Source organism: Myxococcus sp. CA056 (assembly GCF_013336715.1).
GTDB classification, from domain to species: domain Bacteria; phylum Myxococcota; class Myxococcia; order Myxococcales; family Myxococcaceae; genus Myxococcus; species Myxococcus llanfairpwllgwyngyllgogerychwyrndrobwllllantysiliogogogochensis.
This window is the reverse complement of sequence record NZ_JABUMT010000004.1, coordinates 597,242-619,942: the sequence shown is the minus strand read 5'-3', so window position 1 is coordinate 619,942 and position 22,701 is coordinate 597,242. Positions and strand designations below refer to the sequence as shown.

At 70.4% G+C, this 22,701-nt stretch carries 19 protein-coding genes; 14 read left to right on the top strand and 5 right to left on the bottom strand.

From position 1 onward, the window contains the following. Positions 1 to 11 precede the first annotated feature (11 nt). Complete coding sequence (locus tag HUA76_RS20915) at positions 12 to 1,241, top strand: hypothetical protein (RefSeq protein WP_174461875.1); 1,230 nt, start codon at positions 12 to 14, stop codon at positions 1,239 to 1,241. Between the two features lie 31 nt (positions 1,242 to 1,272). Here HUA76_RS20915 and HUA76_RS20910 read toward each other — a convergent pair whose 3' ends face one another. From HUA76_RS20910 to HUA76_RS20900, 3 genes are all read right to left on the bottom strand, one after another. Then, positions 1,273 to 2,082 carry a hypothetical protein gene (locus HUA76_RS20910; RefSeq protein WP_141649457.1) on the bottom strand — a complete coding sequence of 270 codons (810 nt, stop codon included), beginning with the start codon at positions 2,080 to 2,082 and terminating at the stop codon, positions 1,273 to 1,275. A gap of 156 nt (positions 2,083 to 2,238) precedes the next feature. Next, positions 2,239 to 5,022 carry a protein kinase gene (locus HUA76_RS44910; protein ID WP_371823504.1) on the bottom strand — a complete coding sequence of 928 codons (2,784 nt, stop codon included), beginning with the start codon at positions 5,020 to 5,022 and terminating at the stop codon, positions 2,239 to 2,241. A gap of 208 nt (positions 5,023 to 5,230) precedes the next feature. Further along, positions 5,231 to 6,292 (bottom strand): hypothetical protein, encoded by a 1,062-nt coding sequence (locus tag HUA76_RS20900; RefSeq protein WP_254614355.1) that lies wholly within the window; start codon positions 6,290 to 6,292, stop codon positions 5,231 to 5,233. A gap of 152 nt (positions 6,293 to 6,444) precedes the next feature. Between HUA76_RS20900 and HUA76_RS20895 the strand changes: the two genes are divergently transcribed. Genes HUA76_RS20895 through HUA76_RS20885 form a run of 3 tightly spaced genes read left to right on the top strand, consistent with a single transcriptional unit; the run spans position 6,445 to position 8,609 of the window. After that, a complete protein-coding gene (locus tag HUA76_RS20895; protein ID WP_174454907.1) occupies positions 6,445 to 7,263 on the top strand; it encodes a glycerophosphodiester phosphodiesterase in 819 nt (272 codons plus the stop codon). Positions 7,264 to 7,274: 11 nt separating this feature from the next. Next, complete coding sequence (locus HUA76_RS20890) at positions 7,275 to 8,039, top strand: deoxynucleoside kinase (RefSeq protein ID WP_141649210.1); 765 nt, start codon at positions 7,275 to 7,277, stop codon at positions 8,037 to 8,039. A 51-nt stretch (positions 8,040 to 8,090) separates the two neighbouring features. After that, a complete protein-coding gene (locus HUA76_RS20885; protein WP_141649209.1) occupies positions 8,091 to 8,609 on the top strand; it encodes an acyl-CoA thioesterase in 519 nt (172 codons plus the stop codon). A gap of 129 nt (positions 8,610 to 8,738) precedes the next feature. Here the strand turns inward: HUA76_RS20885 and HUA76_RS20880 are convergent, their stop codons facing one another. Beyond that, on the bottom strand, positions 8,739 to 9,128 hold the full coding sequence (locus HUA76_RS20880) for an iron-sulfur cluster assembly accessory protein (RefSeq protein WP_174454905.1): 390 nt from the start codon (positions 9,126 to 9,128) through the stop codon (positions 8,739 to 8,741). Positions 9,129 to 9,261: 133 nt separating this feature from the next. Between HUA76_RS20880 and moeB the strand changes: the two genes are divergently transcribed. Both moeB and HUA76_RS20870 read left to right on the top strand, forming a co-directional pair. Then, positions 9,262 to 10,422 carry a molybdopterin-synthase adenylyltransferase MoeB gene (moeB, locus tag HUA76_RS20875; RefSeq protein ID WP_174454904.1) on the top strand — a complete coding sequence of 387 codons (1,161 nt, stop codon included), beginning with the start codon at positions 9,262 to 9,264 and terminating at the stop codon, positions 10,420 to 10,422. Positions 10,423 to 10,455: 33 nt separating this feature from the next. Continuing rightward, on the top strand, positions 10,456 to 10,788 hold the full coding sequence (locus HUA76_RS20870) for a rhodanese-like domain-containing protein (RefSeq protein ID WP_174454903.1): 333 nt from the start codon (positions 10,456 to 10,458) through the stop codon (positions 10,786 to 10,788). Positions 10,789 to 10,796: 8 nt separating this feature from the next. Here the strand turns inward: HUA76_RS20870 and HUA76_RS20865 are convergent, their stop codons facing one another. Next, positions 10,797 to 13,112, bottom strand: a complete 2,316-nt coding sequence (locus HUA76_RS20865; RefSeq protein WP_174461873.1) for a serine/threonine-protein kinase — start codon at positions 13,110 to 13,112, stop codon at positions 10,797 to 10,799. A 196-nt stretch (positions 13,113 to 13,308) separates the two neighbouring features. On the opposite strand from HUA76_RS20865, the gene HUA76_RS20860 reads away from it, so the two are divergent. The 8 genes from HUA76_RS20860 (at position 13,309) to HUA76_RS20825 (ending at position 22,678) form a co-directional block, all read left to right on the top strand. Further along, positions 13,309 to 13,845, top strand: a complete 537-nt coding sequence (locus tag HUA76_RS20860; protein WP_254614354.1) for a hypothetical protein — start codon at positions 13,309 to 13,311, stop codon at positions 13,843 to 13,845. Between the two features lie 212 nt (positions 13,846 to 14,057). Then, positions 14,058 to 15,374: a hypothetical protein gene (locus tag HUA76_RS20855; RefSeq protein WP_174461872.1), complete on the top strand. Its 1,317-nt coding sequence runs from the start codon at positions 14,058 to 14,060 to the stop codon at positions 15,372 to 15,374. Between the two features lie 15 nt (positions 15,375 to 15,389). Continuing rightward, positions 15,390 to 16,103: a VTC domain-containing protein gene (locus HUA76_RS20850; protein WP_141645821.1), complete on the top strand. Its 714-nt coding sequence runs from the start codon at positions 15,390 to 15,392 to the stop codon at positions 16,101 to 16,103. 6 nt (positions 16,104 to 16,109) lie between these two features. Beyond that, a complete protein-coding gene (gene tmk, locus HUA76_RS20845; RefSeq protein WP_174461871.1) occupies positions 16,110 to 17,825 on the top strand; it encodes a dTMP kinase in 1,716 nt (571 codons plus the stop codon). 12 nt (positions 17,826 to 17,837) lie between these two features. Beyond that, positions 17,838 to 18,542 carry a DUF4956 domain-containing protein gene (locus HUA76_RS20840; RefSeq protein WP_141645823.1) on the top strand — a complete coding sequence of 235 codons (705 nt, stop codon included), beginning with the start codon at positions 17,838 to 17,840 and terminating at the stop codon, positions 18,540 to 18,542. Beyond that, positions 18,539 to 19,321 carry a hypothetical protein gene (locus HUA76_RS20835; RefSeq protein ID WP_174454898.1) on the top strand — a complete coding sequence of 261 codons (783 nt, stop codon included), beginning with the start codon at positions 18,539 to 18,541 and terminating at the stop codon, positions 19,319 to 19,321. The genes HUA76_RS20840 and HUA76_RS20835 overlap by 4 nt, the downstream gene beginning before the upstream one ends. A 128-nt stretch (positions 19,322 to 19,449) precedes the next feature. Beyond that, complete coding sequence (locus HUA76_RS20830) at positions 19,450 to 21,114, top strand: metallophosphoesterase (RefSeq protein WP_174454897.1); 1,665 nt, start codon at positions 19,450 to 19,452, stop codon at positions 21,112 to 21,114. A gap of 133 nt (positions 21,115 to 21,247) precedes the next feature. Beyond that, positions 21,248 to 22,678: an RsmB/NOP family class I SAM-dependent RNA methyltransferase gene (locus HUA76_RS20825; protein WP_141645826.1), complete on the top strand. Its 1,431-nt coding sequence runs from the start codon at positions 21,248 to 21,250 to the stop codon at positions 22,676 to 22,678. Positions 22,679 to 22,701: the final 23 nt, after the last annotated feature.

Here is a 22,701-nt window from a genome sequence, read left to right as displayed (position 1 = left end):
ACAAGGCCCGCATGAAATCCTCCGCCCTGGACCCTCGCTCCCTGCTGGACGCGCTGCGCGCCGGCACCTCGCTGCCTGACCTCCCCGTCCAGGCGGTGGAGTCCGCGCGGGCGCTCGCGAAGGACCTGGGCACCGCGACGCCGGCCTCCGTGGAAGCCCTCCCGGAGCCCCTCGCCGCCGCGCTCCTCGAAGCCGCCGTGCTCGACGGCCAGGTCGCGCTGCCCGAGGCCCTGTCCGCCTCGGCGGTGAAGCCCCTGGCCAAGCTCGCCAAGAAGGCGCTGTACCGGTTGCGCTCACGCGGCGTCGCCATCGCCGAGCCCCCTCGCACGGCGCCCCCGGAGGCCCCTCGGCCCTCCCCCTCCCCCGAGGCGCTCCCGGCCCTGGCCAGCACGGTGACGGGCCGAGGTGAGCGGGCCCTCGTCATGGGCCGCGTGCTGCGCGCGGGTGGCATCGAGATGGTGCAGGCCCTCATCTCCGACGAGGAGGGCGTCCTCCAGTTGCAGCTCCAGGAGGCGAGCCGGAGCATCTGGCGCCGCATCCTCAAGGACGGACTGGAGCAGGGCGGCACGGTGGAGCTGCCCCAGCACGAGGCGGCGGCCCTGCTGGCCGAGGCCGCCGGCCTCAACCTGCGCGCCCACACGCCCTTTCCCGAGGGGCTCGATGTCGCGCTGCGCCACTTCGGCGTGCAGCCCCAGCTCGAGCCCACCACCCTCCCCCCGCCCGAGCCGGAGGACGTCCGCCACGCGCTCGACGGAGACCTGCTGCACGAGACACCGGAGCTGGCGGCGTGGCTCCCACCGGAGTCCATCACCAGGCGCCTGCTCGCGAAGCTGGACGAGGTGGTGGTCAGCCCCCTGGCGCTCAGCGACGTACAGCGCCAGGACCAGCTCCAGGGCGCGGTGCGCACGGTGACGCAGGAGTACTTCACCCCCGACATGTCCCGTCGCTACGCCCTGCGGCTGTGGAGGATGGCGGACTTCTTCGAGCGGACCGGGCGGAAGCGCGAGGCCGAAGTCGCCCGGGGTGAGGCGCGGCGCCTCTTCCACGGCGCCACGCAGCCCTTCTCCCGCTTCGCCGAGCATCTCTTCGAGAAGGTGGTTGGTCTGGTCGCCGCCGCCGGAGCCCGCGAAGAGGCCGCCGCCCGGCGAGCTGGGGGGGCCCCTGGCGCCAGTGCGCCCTCGCCCGCGGAGGCCGCCCCCACCCAGGAGCGGCGCAGCCCCGGCGGCCTCATCCTCCCCTGAGCCCTGGGGAGGATGGGCCCTGCCGAGTCCTTCAGTCCGGCGAGACGCGGGCGCGCAGCAGCAGGTCCAGGTTCTCCTGCTCCCAGGCCTGGGCCCGCGTGTAGTCGTGGAAGCGCTTCTCGTGCTCGATGAGCTCCGGCGGGTGGATGCACCGCCGCCCGTCGTCGCCCTTCCTCGTCCGGTAGATGTGGTGGAGCATCTCGTGGAAGACAATCCACTCCACGAAGTAGCGGGGCACCACCGGCTGGTCCAACGCCGGATGGATGCGGATGACCTTGGAGTCCGCCGAGTAGGAGCCCATCTTGATGCTCTTGCGGGGCCCCTTCACCCGAGGCGCCGGGCCGTAGGTGATGGCCGCATCGATGCGACGGGTGCTGAAGTACCGCTCGTTGAGCCGTTCGAAGATGCGCTCCAGGTCGTGGTGCTGACCCAGGGGCTCCAGCCGGATGCGCTTGCGCATCTGCGCCGGAGACAGCCGCCGGATGTACATCTTGTTGCGCTCGATGTAGCGGTCCAACAGCGTGCTCGCCTCCGGGTCCCCTTTGCGCACGAAGCTGGCCAGGGCCTGCACGACGTCATCCGGCGCCGCCAGGAACATGTGGTGCAGCCGCAGCCGCCACATCGCCCGGTGACGTTGGAAGGTCAGCATCGTGTGCGTGTTGTCGTGGACCTCCACCGCCACCTTCGCGCGTAAGCGCGTGCGGAGGCGGCGTTCGAGCACGCGTCTCCAAACCTTCACGAGCCGGTTCGGTTCTGGTGCGACAGGCTGCTGTCGCACTACCCGTCCGGCCGTGTAACTCCTCTTCGTCACGATGTTTTTCTGCTTCTTGAGGCGCGCCATGGAGCGCCGGATTCTACGGCCCCGTCTGACATGCGCAATGCGCGCGCGCCTCGGAAAAGCTAGGAAATCCAACGACTTAAGGGCACTCAAGCCCACCCAGTCCCACTTGTCCGATTCGGGGGGAGCACGGCCCATACGGGCAAGTGCCCGTCCGGACTAGCGCCGGACCTTGCAGGGGACCTGGAGCACGAGCGGCCCCGGGGTCGCCTGCTCGATAAGGTAGGGTATTGCCCCCCGAGGTGCGCGTCGTCCGGGGCAGTCGTAGGCCACCTTGATGGGGCCGGGCGGCAGGGCCAGGAGCCGGTTGACGGGCAGCCGCTCGCCCCCCTCCTGGCGAAGGATGGTCTTCGCCGGGGCCTCGAACCGCACCTCGACCAGGGAGGGAGCTGGCGGAGGAAGGCCGGACCCGCCGTTCGCCGTGCCGCCGGGAGCCGCCGCCACCACTGCCGGGTCCGGAGTCGAGGGCACGGGCGACGGAGGGGCGGCCGCCTCGGGGGCGGTCGGCGTCGGCGCGGGTGGAGGGGCCACGGTTGGGGGCGCGGCATTCACGGCGGGAGGCGGCGTATTGGCCCGCACCGGAGCCGACGGCCGTACCTGCTGTTCCTCCAGCGCCCTTCGGGAGAGGTCCTGAGACGACATCGGCACGGGGCTCCGGAGCCGGCCGTAAAGCACCCAGAGCAACATGGCCCCCAGCGCCAGCAGCAGGAGTCCGCCGGCGATGGCCAGCAGGAGCCCTCGCGGATTCGTGCGTCCGGTGGTCGCGCGCGTGTCGGGGTAGTCGTAGCCGGCGTACCCGGCGGTGGACTCGTCGTCCTCGCCGTCGTCGCGGAGCGAAGCCGTGGGATTCGTGTGCGCCGCCGACATGCTGGAGTCGGTGTGGAAGTTCTCGTCCTCGTCGCCCACGGCCTTGCCACCCCGGGACGCGGGCATCTGCGGCCGGGAGGCATGGCGGTGGCTCACCGTCGCCGGGGTGATGGAGACGGACTGGGACGCCTCCACGTCCACCGACGACATGCGCCGCATGGGCGTGGTGAGCGACGCCTCCACGTCCACGGACGACATGCGCCGCATGGGCGTGGTGAGCGACACCGACTGCGAGGACTCCTCGTCCAGCGGCGACATGCGTCGCATGGGCGTGGTGAGCGACACCGACGCCTCCACGTCCAGAATGGACTGACGCCGGATGGGCATCGTCATGTCGCCGGAGGCCTCGCCCATGTCGAAGTCTCGGGGGTCCTGCGGCACGGGCGTCGGGGCCCGGCGGGGCGGCGCGGCGGCGGGCGTCGGTGGAGTCGACACGCGACGGGAGCGGGTCTCCACCGGCGAGGGCGTCTTGGCGACGGGCGCTTCCGCGAAGCCGGCCGCGCGGGGCGACGGCAGCGGCTCCAGCGGAGCGACGGCGCGCGGCGGCTCGGAGGGGGACATGCCCGAGCGGCGCGGCGGGGTCGGCGGCGCGGTGAGTGGCTCCACCGCCGACAGCGACCGAGGCGTGGGAGGGAACTCCGATTGGGTGCTGGAGCGGCGCACCGGCGGGCCCGGAGGCGGCGTGACAGGCGCGCGGCCCCGCCCCCGCTGCGGAATGGTGGACTCTCCGTCCCCCATGTCCTCTTCATCCGGGTCCTGCAGCTCCGACGGAACCACGTATCCGGTGGGCGCGGTCCGGATGGCGGTGGACATGTCCTCGTCCGCGTCCTCATGGGCACCACGATGCCCGGTGGGCAGCTCGCGTGGGCGCGCCATCTGCGTCGCCGGCTCCGGCTCGTCCGCGTAGCGCGCGGCCGGAACGGCCTCGGCGGAGACTCGGCGGGGGGTGGGCCGCGCGGTGAGCCCGGGCACCGCCGTCACGGCCCCGGGCGACGGCTCCGCCATGGGCGTGGTGGACGACAACGTCGGCGCGGTGACCTCCAGCGGGGCCAGCCTGGACGGCGCCTGCATCAGCCGGTTCCCCGCCAGGGGAACGGTGGCCTGGGTGCGTCCCACCGGCCTCGCCATGGGGATGTGGAGGATGGTGCGCTCCTCCTCCTCCCCCATCAGCCGGGCGATGTACTCGGACACGTCCAGGCTCTGCTGCAGCTCACCTGAGTCGAGGAACGCCTCCAGCTCCTCGTGCACCACCGCGGCGCGCGGGTAGCGCAGGTTGCGGTCCTTCGTCAGGCACCGCATGACGATGCGCGACAGCTCCAGCGGATAGTCGGGACGCAACAGGTGCGGCGCCGTCGGGTCGTCGAAGCGGATGGCGTAGAGAATCCCCTCCGTCGTCGGCTTGGCGAAGGGCTGCTTGCCGGTGGTGATTTCGTACAGCATGGTCCCCAGCGCGAAGATGTCCGCGCGGTGGTCCAACCGCTCCTGCGACACCTGCTCCGGCGCCAGGTAGAGGAACTTGCCCTTGATGACGCCCGGCTTGCTGCGCTCCATGAACGCGCCGGCCTTGGCGATGCCGAAGTCGACCAGCTTGACGCGCCCGTCATAGCCAATCATCACGTTCTGCGGACTGACGTCCCGGTGGATGAGCTCCAGCGGACGGCCATCCACGCCCCGGCTCTGGTGCGCGTAATCCAGTCCCGCCGCCACCAGCGAGCAGATGCGCGCCGCCACGCCGCAGGGGACCGTGGCGCCGAACTTCAGCTCCTCCGCCATCACCCGGCGAAGGTCCACGCCCTCCACGTACTCCATGGCGATGAAGATGTTGTCGCCCTCCTTCCCCAGCTCGTGCACCTGCACGATGTTGGGGTGGCTGAGCTGCGCGGCGATGCGCGCCTCGTCCAGGAACATCTGAACGAACTCGGGCTCCTCCGACAGGTACGGGAGGATGCGCTTGAGGACGACCAGCTCCGGATCCGGCGGACGGTGCGCCAGGAACAGCTCCGCCATCCCACCCACGGCGAGCCGCTTGATCAGCAGGTACTGTCCGAACGGGATGGCCGTCTGGGGGGAGTTCACGGAGGGAACAAGGCGTCTGACAGGGTGGGACAGGTTGGACTTTTCCCGAGCTTACCCACAATCAAACGGTTGGGGGAGCCGGGGGCCCACATCGACAGGTAGCGGACACCGACCTGGGGGTCGCGTCCAAAAAGAAACCGCCCCTCCCGACACAGGCGAGGGGCGGCGAAATCAGCGGATCATCCCGGAAGGGATGATGGGCCTGGAATTACGGCGCCGCGACCGTGCCAACCATGTCCGGGTCGCACGTCATGGGGTACAGCACGTAGGTGTAGTCGTTCTGCGTGCCAGGGATGACGCCGTCGCCGAAGGTATTGCAGTTGAAGCGGGAGCCACCGTCGGTGGTCACCGTTCCGCCGTCCGTGCAGGGCGTGTTGGTGAAGGTCTCCCAGACACCGCGGATGCCGTTGGGGAAGGTCACCGTGCCACCGTCGTCGGCCGACGCGCGCAGGTCGCAAGCCTGGTACGTCTTGTAGCTGGCCACCAGCACGCCGCCGGTCACCTCGAAGCCCACGTAGTTGTGGTTCTCCGGATCATTCGGGTACTGCCGCAGGGCCGCGGGCTTGGCATTGGTGATGGTGATGGGGCCCGGGATGTGGACGCGGGAACCGGCGAACTCGGGGTTGGGCTTCGTGCTGCCGCCCTCGGAGTTGCCGAAGTTAGCCGGGGCCGCGTTGTCCGGCAGGATCTGGCCGGAGCCGCGCTTGGTGATGGAGAGCTTGCCCTTGACGCCCGCGACGTTGAGCTGGAAGTCGCTCTTGATGACCGGGCGGTACGCGTCACGCCCGGCGGGGACGTTGTCGTCGCCATTCGGGTAGAAGCGGCGGAAGAAGCCGGTGATGGTCAACACGTCGCCCACCACGGGCTCGTAGTTGGTGATGACGTCGGTGTAGAACTTGTCGACGTAGATGCCTTCCTTCGGGAAGCAGGGGTTCACCACCCAGAAGCGGGCGATGAAGTCACCCGCGCTGCCGCGGGAGACATTGCTCACCGCCGTCACCACCACGTTGTCCAGGGTGACCGACTGGCCACGCTCACCGGCGGTGCGCAGGTTGCCGATGGGGCCCATGCCGTTGACGGGCGCGGGACAGTTCTGCGTGGGGCCGCCGTCCGTGCCAGCGTCCGTGCCAGCATCGCCGCACGTGCCCGAACAGCCCGGGCCGGAGTCTGGGGTCTCGTCGCCATCGTCACGACCGGAACAGCCCGCCACCGAAGCCAATACCGCCGCGGTGATCAGCGCTGCCGCGCCAAGAGTCTTGCGCAGTTGCATGTCTCGTATCTCCATTCTTGTCGCGGCGTCCCAAGGGTTGAAGTCGACGCCAGTCGGTCCGAGGATGTCGGCCTTATACCGGCGGCCCGCGGGGGCCGGCAAGGAAGCCACTCCCGCCAGGCCGGTGACACCTTCGTGAAATCGAGGAAGCCATGAACGCCCTACCCGCCTTCCTCCGAGGACTGCGGCCCACGCTGCACATCTCGCACCGCGGCGGCGCGTCACTCGCCCCGGAGAACACGATGGAAGCCTTCCGTCAGGCGGTGGAGCGCTTCCACACGGACATGCTGGAGCTCGACGTCCACGTGACGCGGGACGGCGAAGTCATCGTGGCGCACGACGACACACTGGAGCGTTGCACGGATGGCTTCGGGCCCCTTGCGGGGCAGACACTGTCGGAGCTGAAGAAGCTGGATGCGGGGTATGGATTCACCCCGGATGAGGGCCGGACATTTCCCTTCCGGGGCCAGGGCGTGCGCATCCCCACACTGAGAGAGGTGCTGCGCGCCTTTCCGGCGCTGCGCCTCAACGTGGAGTTGAAGCCAGACGTGCCCGGACACGAGGAGGTCTTCGCGCGGCTGCTGGAGGACGAAGGCGCGGTGGAGCGCGTGTGCATGGGCAGCGAGCAGGACGCGGTGGGCGAGCGGCTGGTCGCCCGGTTGCCCCACGCGTGTCACTTCTACCCCCGCGACGCGCTGGCCGCGCTCGTCATCGCGCTGCGCGGCGGAGAGCCGCCGCCGGAGGACCCGCGCTTCACCGTGCTCGACATGCCGCTGTACTTCGGCGAGGTGCGGCTGGTGGACGCGGACTTCCTGCGCGACTGCGCGGCGCGCGGCAAGTGGGTCAACGTCTGGACGGTGGATGACCCGGACGAGATGCAGCGGCTGCTGGAAGAAGGGGTCGGCGGAATCATGACCGACCGACCGGACCTGCTGAGGCAGCGAATGGACGACCTTACCAAGCCGGGTTAAGCCCCGGTTCCATGCCTCGTACCACCTCGCGCTCGCGCCCGTCCCCCTCTCCGGCCGCCGCCCCGAAGCCTCCCACCGAAGCCCGTCGGAGCGAGGCCGCTGCCCCCCGTGCGAAGAACGCGGTGAAGGAGAAGCCGAAGGTGAAGGCCCCCAAGGGGCGGCGCTTCGTGGCGCTCTCCGGCAACATCGGCGCGGGCAAGACGACGGCGGCGAAGATGCTCAGCCAGAGCTTCGGCTACGAGCTGTTCGACGAGCCCGTCATCGATAACCGCTTCCTGCGCGACTACTACTCGGACATGTCGCGCTGGTCCTTCACGCTCCAGCTCGAGTTCCTCATCCGTCGCGTGGAGCACCACGAGCTCATCCACTCGTACCGCCGCAGCTGCGTGCAGGACCGCACGCTGTACGAGGACCCGGAGATTTTCGCCAAGTACCTGCACGGCCTGGGGCACCTGACGAACGCGGAGCTGGACCTCTACTACGAGTACTTCCAGCGCCTGTCGCGCCACATCATCCGCCCGGACAAGGTCATCTGCTTCGAGGTCGGCAGCGTGGACGTGTTGTTGGAGCGCATCCGCACCCGCGGCCGCGAGGAAGAGAAGGGCATCCGCCCGCAGTTCCTCCGAGGCCTCAACGGCTACTACGCGTCCTTCCCCCAGGTGCTCCAGGAGAAGTACGGCGTGGAGTGTCTGGTGATGGATGTGTCAAACCAGGACATCCGCCGGGGCCGGGGCCGTGAGGAGTTCCTGGACCGCGTCTCCACCTTCCTGGCATGAGGCACGGGGGCCCACGCATGCGCCCCCCAGTCCCTGCATGGAAGGTGTGAGATGTCGGACATGACGCCCAAGCGAGCCAAGGACACGGAGGTGGTGATGACCCAACTCATCCTGCCTCCGGACGCCAACAACCTGAACGCGGCGTTCGGCGGGAAGGTGATGGAGTGGATCGACATCTGCGGCGCGGTGGCCGCCCAGCGTCACTGCCGGCAAGTCGTGGTGACGGCGTCCATGGATGACCTGCACTTCCACGCGCCCATCAAGGTCGGCTGGATTGCGCTCTTGCACTCGCGCGTGCTGGCCGCCTTCCGCACCTCCATGGAAGTGGGCGTGACGGTGCACGCGGAGAATCCCCTCACCGGCGAGCGCACGCTCACCACCAGCGCGCTCCTGACTTTCGTGGCCATCGACAAGGACGGCAGCCGCGTCCCGGTGCCGCCGCTGCTGATGGAGACGGACACCGAGCGCGAGTCGTTCCGGGAGGCCGAGGCGCGACGCGCCCAGCGCCTGGCGCGGCAGAAGGAAAACCAGTCCTGGTTGAAGGTGATGCAGCCCATCGCCGGGGCCTGAGCAGGCCCGCTCGGAATGGGGAAAGCACGAGGGCGGGCAGCACACCCACCCTCGTGTCGGCTCGCGAGCACCCGCCCACGCCTCAGGAAGCGTGGACCGTCGCGAGCCACGTCACGCCACGACGGGAACTCAGGTCGTGAACGAGGTGCCGCAGCCGCAGGAGGACTTCGCGTTCGGGTTGTTGAACTTGAAGCCCGCGCCAGTGATGGCGGAGACGTAGTCGATCTCCGTGCCGGCCAGGTACTGGGCGCTCATGCCGTCGGTGGCGAGCTTCACGCCGTCCTGCTCCCAGACGCTGTCGCCGGCCTTCGACTCCTTGACCAGGTTCAGGTCATAGCCGAGGCCGCTGCAGCCGGCCGGCACGACGCGGATGGAGAAGAAGTAGCCCTCGAAGCCCTGGTCCTTGATGACCTTCTTCACCTGCTGGATTGCGCCTTCCGTCAAACGCACGGCCTCGGGCGGGGCGGACTGGGGGGCCGTCGTGGTGGCCGGGGCGGGGGTCGTGGTCGTCGTATCCATGTCGGGAAAATCTCCTCTCGAACGGCCCTTTATAACGCCCGGGGCCGGAAAATCCATGGGACCGGCCGCCTGTCCGCCCCGGACGCTTCATCCCGAGCGGAACACGCCCCGCCCTCGGGTTATACCCCGCCCCATGGCCCCATCCTTCCGTGAGCTTCTGGCCGGTGTGAAACAGGAGATTCGCGAAGTCACCGTGGACGAGGTGAAGCGGCTCCTGGACGACCGGGCCCAGGTGAAGCTCATCGACGTACGGGAGGCGGACGAGTACGCGGGCGGACGGCTGCCTGGCGCCGTGCACATCCCCCGGGGCTATCTGGAGCTGCGAATCGAGGAGCGGGCCGGGCGGGACGAGGAGCTCGTCGTCTACTGCGCGGGCGGGACGCGCTCGGCGCTGGCGGTGAAGAGCCTCAAGGAGCTGGGCTACACACGCGTGGCCTCGCTGGCGGGCGGCTACAACCGCTGGAGCGACGCGGCGCTGCCGGTGGAGAAGCCCTTCGTGCTCACGGCCGAACAGAAGGAGCGCTACCGCCGACACCTCATCCTCCCGGAGGTCGGCGAGGAGGGGCAGGCGAAGCTCTTGAAGTCGCGCGTGCTGTTGATGGGCGCGGGCGGGCTGGGCTCTCCGGCGGCGCTGTACCTGGCGGCCGCGGGCGTGGGGACGCTGGGCATCGTCGACTCGGACGTGGTGGACCTGAGCAACCTGCAGCGGCAGGTGCTCCACACCCAGGAGCGCCGGGGCCAGCCCAAGGTCGTCAGCGCGAGGGCCGCGATTGAAGCCCTCAACCCAGACGTCCGCGTCATCCCCTTCCAGGAGCGGCTCACCTCGCACAATGTCCTGCGCGTGCTGGAGGGGTTCGACCTGGTCCTCGACGGCGGAGACAACTTCCCCACCCGCTACCTGCTCAACGACGCGTGCGTGATGAAGGGCCTGCCCAACATCCACGGCTCCGTCTTCCGCTTCGAGGGACAGGTGACGACCTTCGTCCCCGGCCAGGGGCCCTGCTACCGCTGCCTCTACCCCGCCCCGCCGCCGCCGGAGCTCGCGCCCTCATGCGCGGAGGCCGGAGTGCTGGGCGTGCTGCCCGGGCTCATCGGCCTGCTCCAGGCCAACGAGGCCCTCAAGCTGATTCTCGGCCAGGGCGAGTTGCTCGTCGGCCGGCTGCTCACCTTCGACGCGCTGAGCACCCGCTTCCAGGAGCTGAAGCTGCGCCGGGACGCGCAGTGCCCGGTGTGCGCGCCGGGCGCGAAGGTGGAGCTCATCGACTACGAGCGCTTCTGCTCCACCACCGCTTGAGCGCCCCGCGACTCGAGCCAGGAACCTCCCCGCATGCCCATCCCCGAAATCATGCCCGCCCGACTCGCCGAGCTGCTCGCCGGCCCCGCCGAGTCCCGCCCCGCCCTGCTGGACGTGCGCTTCCCGCATGAGCACGAGTACGTCGCGCTGCCGGACTCGGTGCTCATCCCCCTGCCGGAGCTGGACGAGCGCGCCGACGAGCTGGAGGCCCTGCGGGGCCGGCCCGTCGTCGTCTACTGCCACCACGGCGTGCGCAGCCTGGACGGTACGGCCTACCTGATGTCACGCGGACTGGAGGCCGTGTCGCTGCGAGGCGGCATCGACCTGTACTCGATTCAGGTGGACCCCTCGCTGCCCCGCTACTGAGGGGGCCCTCAGCCGAGGAACGCGGACAGGTCCTGCGTCTCGCGGTTGATGCTGTTGGGCTTGATGTCGACCTCGAAGTGGAACGGCTCCTTCAAGGGGCCGCCATTGAGCTCGAGCTTGTGCTTGCCCTCCATCAACTCAATCTTGAGGCCCTTGCCGTTGCCACCCTGGTAGATGCCGACGTCCTGGTCCCTGCGGCGCACGGTGATGTTGCGCACGCTGTCCGGCTTGAGCAGCAGCAGCAGACTCCCCCGGCGGAACTCCTGGGTGAGCACCTTGGCCTGACCCGGCTCGCCGAACGCCAGCGTGTCCGTGTCCTCCTTGTAGATGCCCTGCTGCTCGTTCTCCAGGATGAGCGTGTCCTGCAGGTGGGCACCCGACACCAGCGTCAGCGGCGTCATGCCCAGCTCGGTGATGGGCTGTGAGCCGCCGCAGCCATTCGCATGGCGCACGGAGACCTTCACCCGCTCATTGGTGTTGATGGTGAGGCGCACGCCCTGCCCGTCCGACGCCGTGGCGCTGAGCACCGCGAGGATGGGCTTGTGGAAGATGGCCACCACCGCCAGCAACCCCACGATGAAGCCCAGCGTGGCCACGTTGCGCGTCGCCATGGTGCGGCGCGTGCGGCGCGAGTCGTCCGACAGCGCCCGGTCCACATCGTCGTCCGGCCTCACGGCGGGCGCCGAGGAGAGCGAGACGCGCGAGCGCGACGGCGGGGGCACGGACATCTCCGCGCGACTGGAGGTGCGGCGGCGGGGAGCCGGCTCGGGCGCGGACACCTGAGACTGCATGCCCGTGCGACGGCGCGGCGGCGGCTCCGGAGGCGGGAGCATGGTCCGCTCGTCGTCCTCGTCCTCCATGCGCGTGCGCTCGTCCAGATCCAACGACGCGGACGTGCGGGAGCGCGGCGGCGGAGGCGCGTCCACGTCCACCACCGGCTGGGCGCGCGTCATGGAGCGGCGCGGCGGCGACGGAGGCGGCTCTCCGGGATTGGTGACGGCACTGCGCAGGTCCGAGCGGGAGCTGGTGCGCGCCACCTGGGTGACGTTCGCGTTGCTGGGCCGGCGCATCGAGTCCGACGTTCCACCGCGGCGTCGCGGCGGCACGTCCAGGTCGCCCGAGGGCGCGTCCCACTCGCCCGGGTCCTCTTCCACCACCGGCTGCGCGGAGGCACCCGTGCGACGCGGCGGCGGGGGCGGGGCGGAGCGCGAGGGGGCGGCGCGGCCTCCTCGCTCGCGGGGCGCGGAGGCTTCACCTGGAGGCGCATCCCAGCTCATGTCCGCGGACGACGGACGTCCCCGGCCGCGCTCCTGAGGGGGCGGCGTGGGAGGCACGGGCGAGCCCGAGTTGCCCGACGCGTCGTCGTCCACCGGGACGACCTGGCCCTGGACCTTCTCATCGGCCAGTCGGTCCGCGAAGAGCGTCTCCATCAGCTCGGAGATCTGCACCGAGCCCGCCACCCAGCGCTGGCCGACGAGGATTTCCTCCAGCGCCGTCTGGAACGTGCGCGCGTCCCGGTAGCGGTCGTCCGCGTTCTTGGTGACGGCCCGCATCACCACCGGGTCCATCTCCTCCGGGACGTCGGCCACCTGCGACGGCGGCTGGATGGCGCACTCCATGGCCGCCTGGAGCGTGGCCAGCTCCGAGTCCCGCTTGAGCGGGCGCACGCCCGTGAGCAGCTCGTAGAGCACCAGACCGATGGCGAAGATGTCCGCGCGCCCGTCCAGCGGCTTGCCGGCCGCCTGCTCCGGCGCCATGTACGCGAACTTGCCCTTGATGGCGCCCGACTTGGTCAGCGACGCCTGGTCCGCGGCCTTGGCGATGCCGAAGTCCACCAGCTTCACCGAGCCGTCGAAGCTGATGAGGATGTTCTGCGGCGAGATATCGCGGTGCACCACGCGCAGCGGCCGGCCCGCGTCGTCCGTGCGGCTGTGGGCGTAGTGCAGGCCCTCGCACGCCGCCGCGACGATGCGGATGGCCAGGGGGCGCGCTATCCACTGCCCCGCGCTGGCCGCCTTGCGCATGACCCGGCCCAGGTCCTCGCCGTGGATGAACTCCATGGCGATGTAGTAGGTGCCGTTGGCCTCGCCGAACTCGTAGACCTGCGCGATGTTCGGATGGTTGAAGCGCGCCGCGATGAGCGCCTCGTTCCGGAACATCTCCACGAATTCACGGTCCTCCGCCAGATGCGGAAGGATGCGCTTCACGACGAGGTTCTTGTGGAACCCCTCGATGCCCGACTGACGCGCCAGCCACACCTCGGCCATGCCGCCGGTGGCCAGCTTCTTCAGGAGCTGATATTTCCCGAATGATTGAGGGTTCATCCCGGTACTCTGGCCGGGGGAGTTGGCTCAGATGGAATGCGTCAGGGGTCGCCATCTTATGGGACAGCCGCCGCCGAGGCAAAGGTGGCGCGCACGGAATTCGCTCGGGGTGCTGATTGCCTGCCTGCTGGCGACGGGTGCGTTCGCAGCGACTCCGGGTGCGGATCAACTCCGCCTGGAGCGACGCGGCGACGTCATGGAGCTGCGCTGGGCGGATGCCGAGGAGCGCCTGCAGGGTACGCTTCACCCCGCCCTTCCCCGGGAGGGCCAGCCCGCGATGCTGTCGCTCCACGTGGGCGCGTTCGAGGGCGCCGAGTTCACCGGCCCCCTGACGCTGACCGTCCACTTGAAGGATTCGCCCGCCCAGGTGACGAAGACGCTGACGCGCGACGGCGTCAACTGGCACACCGAGCTGACCTTCGACGAGCCGGGCCTCTACGAGTTGGAGATCCGCTACCAGAACACGCACCTCAAGGTCCTGACGGGCTACGTCACCGTGGCCGCCCAGCCCCTGCCTCCGGAGTTGAGCTGGGGCCTGCTCGTCCTGGCTTCGGGCGCGGCGCTCGTCTGGGGTGTGCGGGGCGCGATGCGGAGGATGAAGGCCCCGGCCTCGCCCGCGGGCACGCCAGAAGCTGGCACGGCCCCCGCTTCCACGGTGACGGTGGAGTCTCCCGCGTCCACGGAGGCACGCGATTCCACCGTCCCGCCGCCGGATGCGGCGTCCAACCGGTAACTCCTTCTACCGGCTGATCGACATTCGTACAGGCCCGGCTGCCCTCGCGGTGGAACTTCCGTTCCCACCGAGGGCCTTGTAACGCCCTGGTCACGACGTTTTCGCGCCCTGGCACACCCGCGCGCCGCCCACGCCGTCCTCCACCCGACGTTGTCGATTCGGGCACCGCAGTTGCACAAGCCCTCTGGCGGCTGCGATGGGGAGGCGGGGACATGGGCGGGTGGCGGTTGGATGATCTGGGGAGGCGGGGCCTCCTCGTCGCGGTCCTCCTGAGTGGGCCGGCGTTGGCGGGTGCTCCGGCTTCCGCAAGCAACGCGGGGTTGGAGGCCGCGGAGGATCCGCTCTCGGGCGGAGTCGTGGATGGAGTGGAAGCGCCCGAGAGCGGACCCCCAGAAGGCTCCGAGCCCCTGGAACCTTCCCAGAGCAGCCTGACGGAGGGCGCGCTGGCGCAGGCCCTGCCCCCGCGCATCCAGCCCGGGGACACCGGCGACGCGGTGAGCCCGGTGCCGCCGACGAGCGCACAGCCCACGCCGGAGCCCGCGCAGCAGGCGGACCCGAAGAAGAAAAAGAAGTCCAAGCCCGGCGCGCAGCAGGAGGACTCGCTGGGAGAGGACTCCACGGCGCTCGACGACACCCCTCAGGAGGAGGTGCAGACGGTGCGCGTCTTCGGCCGGGTCTACGCCCGCGCCAGCGCGGACGAGCGCGCGAAGTACCAGCGCGCGCTGAGCATCCCTTCCGCGCGCGTGGGCGTGGGCACGTCGCTGTCCAACCTGGAGGCCGAGGTGAGCGCGGACCTCGCGGACTCGTCGATCCTCAAGGACGCCTTCGTCCGCCTCGCGGACGACAGCAAGCGCTTCCGACTCTACGGCGGCCAGTTCAAGGCCCCCTTCCTCCAGCGCCGGTTGGAGGGCTCGTGGAGCCTGCCCATCCAGGGACGCGGTCTGGTGGAGGACTACCTGGGGGACGTGCACGAGTTGGGCGGCCGTCGGATGGGACTGATGGGCGAGGTGCGGCTCAAGAGCCTCTGGGATGTCCGCGTGTCGGCGGGCGTGTTCCAGGGCTCCAAGGATGACCTGGGCGTGCGCACCAAGGAGGACCTGGCCGGACGCGTGAGCGTGCGTCCGTTCAAGAAGATGCTCACCCTGGGGGTCAGCACGTACGTGGCGGAGGCGTTGGACCGCGCACGGCGCCACGCGGTGGCGGCGGACGCGGAGCTGAAGCTGGGCGGGCTGAACGTGACGGGTGAGGTCGTCACGGGACGGCTGCCCATGGGTCCGTTCACCGCGCAGCTCTTGCTGGCGAGTTGGACGGTGCCGGTGACGACGGAGTGGGCGCTCCAGCCGGTGGTGGGGGCGGAGGGGTTGCAGTTGAGAGGGGATGTGGAAGGCCGGGGCCACTCGCTGGTCGGGGGTCTCAACCTGCTGCTGGGGAGTCGGTTCCGGGGGCAGTTCCAGGTGGAGCGCGCGTTGCGACCGGGGGACGAGGCGCCGGGCCTCGAGTACTCGCTGCAGCTCGCCACCCGCTTCTAATCACGGAGACACGCCATGCTCTCGTTCGCCGAGGGAGAAGTGACCAGACTCCGGCGTGAGTTCAAGCTGGTTCTGGGAGAGCAGGCCGCGCTCACGCTGTGCGCGCGGTTGTCGATGGAGCTGGAGGGGCAGATGCCGCGACCCACGCGCATCGTGTCCGTCTATTTCGACCGACCGGGCTGTCCCCTGGCGTCGCGCGCGCTGCGCACGCCGGAGGACTGCCTCAAGGTCCGCACGAAGGAGTACTCGCCGGACGTGGGGGCCGGCGGCGTGGAGCGCGTGGTGCTGGAGGTGAAGCGCGAGCGTCATGGACTCACGCAGAAGCGTCGGGTCTGGGTGCCGCGCTCGGACCTGGGGCGCGTGTTGCGAGGGGGCGCGCGCCTGTTGCCGCTCATCACCGGAGGCAGCCTGCTGCCGGTGCTGGCGGTGACGTACCAGCGGCACGTGTATCAGGCGTCGCAGGCGTGGCGGGTGACGGTGGACCGGGACATTGGCTACCACCAGATTGCTCCGGAGCTGGCCATGTCCCAGCTTGCCCTGACGACGGAGCGGCTGGGACCGCCGCTGTGGAGCGAAGGACGCGTGGTGGTGGAGGTGAAGCACCTGGGGCAGGAGCTGCCCGACTGGCTGTCGTCGCTCAATCCGGGCGGCGCGCCAACGTACAGCAAGTTCGCAGAGGGGATGGCGAGGGTTCATGCCTTCGCCGTGGATGGGGTCGCGAGGGGATAAGGCACCGTGTTCATCGACTTCGAGGGGATTGACGGCAGCGGCAAGACGACGCTCTCCAACCTGCTGGCCGGGAGGCTGAAGAAGCTCGGCTACCGGGTGGCGCACGCACGGGAAGGTGGCGAGCTGCGCTCGTCCACGGCCCGGCGCGTGCGGGAGCTGACGCGCGATGCGCGGCTGCTGGAGATGTCACCGCGCGCGGAGTTCTTTCTCAATCTGGCGCGAGACGCGCAGCAACTGGAGGAAGTGGTGGCGCCCGCGCTTTCGCGGGGAGAGGTGTGCATCACCGACCGTTACCTGTACTCGCAGCTCGCGCTGAGCGGAGGGGGCCGGGGACTGCCCATGTCGGAGCTGCGGCCCGCGTGCGAGCTGGCCTCGCAGGGACTGTGGCCGGACCTGGTCATCCTGGTGGACGTGGACCCGGACCTCGCGAGGTGGCGCAAGCGGCTGGGCAAGGCCCAGGCGGGACGCGGCTCGGACGGGGACAGCCGCAAGGGGCTCGCGGGCGCGGGCCTGGCGGTGCGCGTGCGCGAGTCCTTCCTCGCCCTGGCGAAGGAGGACCCTCGACGCTGGCTCATCCTGGAGAACAACGACGCGCCGCTGCACGTGCTGGAGCAGCGGCTCGTGGACGCGGTGGTGGCGCGACTGGAGGGGCGCGACACCCCCGTGCAGCGCATCGTCCCCATGTCGACGACGCCGGTGCACTCGGGCCCCGTGGACGTGGAGGACGTGGAGGCGCGCTTCTTCCAGGCACTGGACACCGTGGAGCTGCGCGAGCCGTCGCTGGCGGTGTGGATGCTGGGTGGCCTGCCCGGCCTCATGGCGCACCAGCGCAGACTGGCCTTCGTGGAGCGCTTCCCCGCCCTCACGGCGCGGGGCCTCCTGGGCCTGGGAGATGAGGCGGCGTGGACGCTGCGAGAGGTGCTGGCGCCGCTGGCCCCCGCGCAGGTGGCGCTCTGCCTGGGCGGACTCACCGGCGCGCGCGCGTCGATGATGCGCGAGCGGCTGTATGCCCAGGCTCCGTCGGAGGTGCTGCAGGGCCTGAAGGGCGACAGCTCTCCCCAGGCGTGGGCGCTGCGCGAGCGTGGCATGAAGGACGGCCGCCTCACCGACGTGCTGCTGGGCCTCTCCGGCGTGGACGGCGAGGAGTCCTGGCTGGTGCGCGAGGCCGGCGTGCAGCGCTCGTTGTTCGTGGAGACCGCGCGCAGCCTCGGAGGCCTGTCGGACGCGCGGGCGGACGCGCTGAGAGAGGCGCTCCTGCCCCATGACCGGCTGGCGGTGCTGCGCGGCACCCAGGGACTGGACACCCCGGTGGCGCGCGGACTGCGCGAGGCCCTGGCGGGCAAGGCGCTGAAGCTGGTGCTGCGCTCGCTGACCGGACTCGACTCGCAGGAAGCGTGGGCGCTGCGTGAGCGGGGCTCCTCGCAGACGAAGGAGGCGCTGGACTCCGTCGACGGCATGAACGACCCGCGCGCGTGGAAGCTGCGGGTGGCCCACGCGAAGCGCTGGCCCGCCACCGTGCTGTCCTCGCTCAAGGGGCTGCCCTTGGGGCCCGAGGCACGCACGCTCATCTCACGTGTCCTGGAGGCACGCCCCGCGAGCCTGCCGGTGTTGCGCAATGCCTATGCGGTCATCGCCACGGCGTCGACGCTCGACGCTCGGGGCACCACGGTCCGCCCAAGCCGCGTCGTCGCGGATGCGGCCACACAGCTGGTCGAGCTCTAGGGGAGCCCCGACATGGAGGTTTCGATTCCAGCGCTCTTCGAGAGCGCCAAGGCGGAGATGAGTTCGTTGTCCATCACCGTGATGCTGCCGCGGATGCTCGCGGCGGCGTTCATCGGCACGGTGTTGTCACTGCGTCCCTGGCGGCTGCCCATGCGCCGGGCGCTGCCGAAGGCGGACATGATTCAAGCGCAGGTGCTGCTGTGCGCGGCGGCGGCGGTCATCACCGCCGTCATCGGCGACAGCGTGGCCAAGGCCTTCGGGCTGGTGGGACTGGGAGGCTTCGTGCGCTTCCGCTCGGGCCTCAAGGACCCGCGCGACGCGGCCATCCTCTTCCTGATGATTGGCCTGGGCATGGCGTGCGGCCACGGAAGCCTGGGGCTCGCCGGTGTCGGCACGGTGTTCGTGGCGGCGCTGCTGTTCGTGCTGGACCTGTTCAACCGCGAGACGCCCGTGGCGACCCGGCAGCGCCTGCTGGTGTCCGCGCAGGCCGACGACCTGGTGGGCGCGGAGGCGTCGCTGAGGAGCGCGCTGCGTGAGCGCAACGTGCTGGTGAAGAGCTGCGCGCTCGACTTCGACGGGCGGCGGCTGGAGCTGGAAGTGGAGGAGCCCGTGCCCGGCTCGCTGACGGCGGCGCTGGGACGGACGGAGGGCACGCCCCTGCGGGGGCTGCGGTGGACGGCGGTAGGCCCCAAGGGGACACGAGAGGAGCTGACATGACACGCAGGTGGGTGGTCGCGCTCGCGGCCGGATGGTTGCTGGTGGGGTGTGGTGGTGGAGGGAGCCTGCCCAATGGAGATGGACCGGGTCCCTCGCCGGGCGGAGACGTGGGCCTGCCGGGCGACAAGGACCCGAACGACAACAACCCGGACGACACGGCCTCCAAGACGCTGTGGCCGCTGACGACGGGCTCCGTCTGGGTCTACGACATCCAGGACCCGGTGCACGGCAACTTCCAGAAACGCGTGACGGTGCAGGGGCCGCGCGAGGTGCCGGGGGCACCGGCGGGAACGACGGGCGTGCTGGTGCACAGCCGGCAGGACCGGGTGGCCACCGGCATCCTCTACGAGGAGTACTCGTGGCAGCTCGAGCAGAGCAATGGCCTGGTGGTGCGCCTTCGCGAGGAGGACCACCGGGACGGGGTGCAGGTGCGCACCACCACCTGGTCTCCCTCCACGGTGAAGTCCCTGTCGCGCGCGCCGGGCTCTCTGCCCTGGTCCTTCACCAGCGCCGTGCAGGAGCTGACGGTGCTGGGTGACGGGAGCCAGGAGGACAGCGACCCGACCTATACGTGGCGCGTGCTGGAGGTGAACGCGACGGTGCAGACCCGGGCCGGCACCTTCACCAACGCCGTGAAGGTCCGCCGCGACAAGCTCAACGACGCCGGCGAGGTGAAGGAGGGCAAGGAGCGCACGTACTGGCTGGTGCCCGGTGTCGGCAAGGTGCGCGAAGAGGGTGAGCGCACCGAGGACCTCGCGACCTATGACGTGAAGAAGTAGCGCCCGGCGGGACAGGCGTCGGGTGCGCGAGGGCTTGCCTCGCCGCCCGGCGCCCACTTCCCGTCCGGATGAAGGTCGCGGAGTGAACGGTTGGGCCTCCGTCCCGAAATGGTTCGGGAGGAGGCTGCATGCATCGGAAGACCCGCTTCAACCCGCTTCCCCTGGCCGTGGCCCTGACCCTGGTGTCGGCCGTGGCTTCCGCGGGCGTCCTCGCCCGCGACCCCTACCTCCAGAAAGTCGGCCCGGACACCGCCCTGGTGGCGTTCCGTCTGGCGGCCAACTGCTCGCCCGAGGTGCGGTATGGCGTGGGAGCCGTCAGTGAGGTCGCCCGCTCGGAGGCCTCGGGCCGCGTCCATGCCGTGGTGCTCACCGGCCTGAAGCCCAGCACCGAATATTCCTACGAGGTCAGCGCCTGCGGCCTCAAGACGCCCACCAAGCGCTTCACCACCGCGCCCGAGCCCGGAACGCGCAGCGTGCACTTCGCCGCCGTGGGCGACTTCGGCACGGGCGGCTCGGACCAGAAGGCGGTGGCCGCCGACATGCTCGCGCGCAAGCCGGAGCTGTTCGTGGCCCTGGGCGACAACGCCTACCCCGACGGCACCGAGGCCGACTTCCAGGACCACCTCTTCGCGCCCATGGCCGCGCTGCTGGCGGAGGTCCCCCTCTTCGCCTCGCCCGGCAATCACGAGTACGTGACGAACCAGGGACAGCCGTACCTGGACAACCTCTACATGCCCACCAACAACCCGGCGGGCTCGGAGCGCTACTTCTCGTTCGACTGGGGGCACGTGCACTTCGTGTCGCTCGACTCCAACTGCGCCATTGGCCTGTCGGCGGCGGAGCGCTGCTCGCTGGCGGACCAGAAGGCGTGGCTGCAGACGGACCTGGCCGGCACCACGCAGCCGTGGAAGGTCGTCTTCTTCCACCACCCGCCCTGGTCCAGCGGCGAGCACGGCTCGCAGCTCACCATGCGCCGCCAGTTCGGCCCCATCTTCGAGAAGTACGGCGTGGACCTGGTGCTGACGGGGCATGACCACAACTACGAGCGCAGCAAGCCGATGCAGGGTGACGGCGTCGCGTCCTCGGGCGGCATCCCCTACCTGGTGGTGGGCGGCGGCGGCGCGGCCCTGCGCGCGTTCTCCGAGGGCCAGCCGAGCTGGAGCCAGGTGCGCGACAACAAGGCGCACGGCTTCCTCGACGTGGAGGTGGTGGAGGGCGTGCTCACCGCGAAGCTCATCACCACGGACGACACGGTGCTCGACAGCTTCACGCTGCACAAGGACCTGCCCCCGGTGGAGCAGCCGCCCCCGGCGGATGCCCTGTCCGTCACCGTGGAGGGCGAGCGCGGCGTGGCGCCCCACCGCGCCCTCTTCCGCGCGACGACGTCCTCGGTCGTCCCCGTGAGCTGGGACTTCGGCGACGGCGGCGCGGCCGAGGGCACGACGGCCGAGCACACGTACGCCAAGGCCGGCCAGTACACCGTGACGGCGACGGCGACTTTCGGAGCGGTGACGCGGACCGCGACGTCCGTCGTGACAGTCTCCGCGGCCCCGGGTGGCGGTGGTGGAGGCGAAGACGGCGGCAGTGGTGGCGGCACCGACGCGGGGACCCCTTCCACGGGCAACCCGGACGACCGCCCTTCCCCGCCGACGACGGGCACGCCGGGCACCGACGATGAGGGCGGCGGGTCCGGCGGGGGTTGCGCCGCGGGTCCCACGGCCGCGCTGCTCCCCGCCGCCGGGCTGATGGTGGCCGGACTGCTCCGCCGTCGCCGCGCCAGCCGACGTCCTTGAAAACCCGTCTCGCTCCCCGTCGGTGAGCGAGCCCCCCGCCCGGGTGTGTCGGTGGACCGAGCGTCCCCTGACCACCCGGGTTTGCTTTCCCCGCTTGTCAACCCGCCCGGGGGATGCAAAGGCCCCTGCAGCCATGGCCCAGAAATCCAAATTCCGCCCCACCTCGCGACCGTCCGCGAAGAAGTCCTCCAACGAGCGTACGCACAGCAAGAAGCCCACGCTCAAGGAGCAGGCGCGCTCCCCTCGGCCCGTGAGAGAGGACCTGGTGCTCCAGGCCTGCCTGGAGGCGTACGCGCTGGTGCGCCATGAAGGGCGACTGTCGGACCGGGCGCTGGACTTCACGCTGCGCCGCAAGACGAACCTCTATTCGTCGGAGCGCCGCGCCGTCGCCGAGCGCGTCTACGCCCTGCTGCGCCGCCAGCGCACGGTGGACTTCCTGCTGTCGCGCGCCCATCCGCAGTTCGACTCGCTGGACTCCACCCGTCAGGACGTCCTGCGTCTGGCCACCTCGCGCGTCCTGCACGGAGATGCGCTGGGTGAGGTGGCGCGCACCTCGTCGCTGACGCCCGCGGATGCCTCCGCCCTGAGCGCGCTGCCCCAGGCCGCCGCCGCGCTGGAGGCCCTGCCGGAGAAGAAGCGCTTCCCCATCGCCGCCTCGCTGCCGGACTTCCTCGCCGAGCGCTTCCTCGCGCAGTACGGCAAGGACGCCGCGCGCGCCGCCGAGGCGATGAACGAGCGCGCTCCCCTCACCGTCCGCGCCAACCTCCTCAAGGAGGACCGCGACGCGCTGGCGAAGCGCCTGTCCACCGAGGAGGTGGAGTCCAAGCCCTCCCTGCTGTCGCCCATGGGCCTGCACCTGGAGACGCGCATGAACGTCTTCTCGCTGGAGACCTTCCGCGAAGGCTTCCTCGAAATCCAGGACGAGGGCAGCCAGCTGCTCGGCATGCTGGTGGATGCGCCCCCCACGCGCGTCGTCGATGCGTGCGCGGGCGCGGGTGGCAAGACGCTCCAGTTGGCGGCGCAGATGAAGAACCGGGGAGACCTGCACGCGTTGGACATCGACACGCGGCGCATGGAGGACCTCAAGAAGCGGGCCCGCCGCGCCGGGGTGCACAACGTGCGCGCCCAGCTCATCGCCGCGGAGGGGCCGGAGGCGGACTCCTCGCTGGACTCGCTCGCGGGCAAGGCGGACCGGGTGCTGGTGGACGCGCCGTGCAGCGGCACCGGCACCTTCCGCCGCAAGCCTGACGCGCGCTACCGCCTGACGCCCGAGCACCTGGCCGAGCACGTGGCCCGGCAGAAGGCGCTTCTGGAGCGCTTCTCGCGGATGGTGAAGCCCGGAGGCCGGCTCATCTACGGCACGTGCAGCGTGCTGCGGGAGGAGAACGAGGCCGTCATCGAGGACTTCCTCTCGCGCCACCCCGAGTACACGGTGCGCCCGGTGGCGGAGCTGCTGGGGCCGGAGCTGGGCGCGAAGGTGGGCCCTGGCCCGTTCCTGCGACTTGCGCCACACACCCACGGCACGGATGGCTTCTTCGGAGCCGTCCTCGTCCGAGCGAAGTAGCCTGCCTGGAAGAAAGGCCCGGC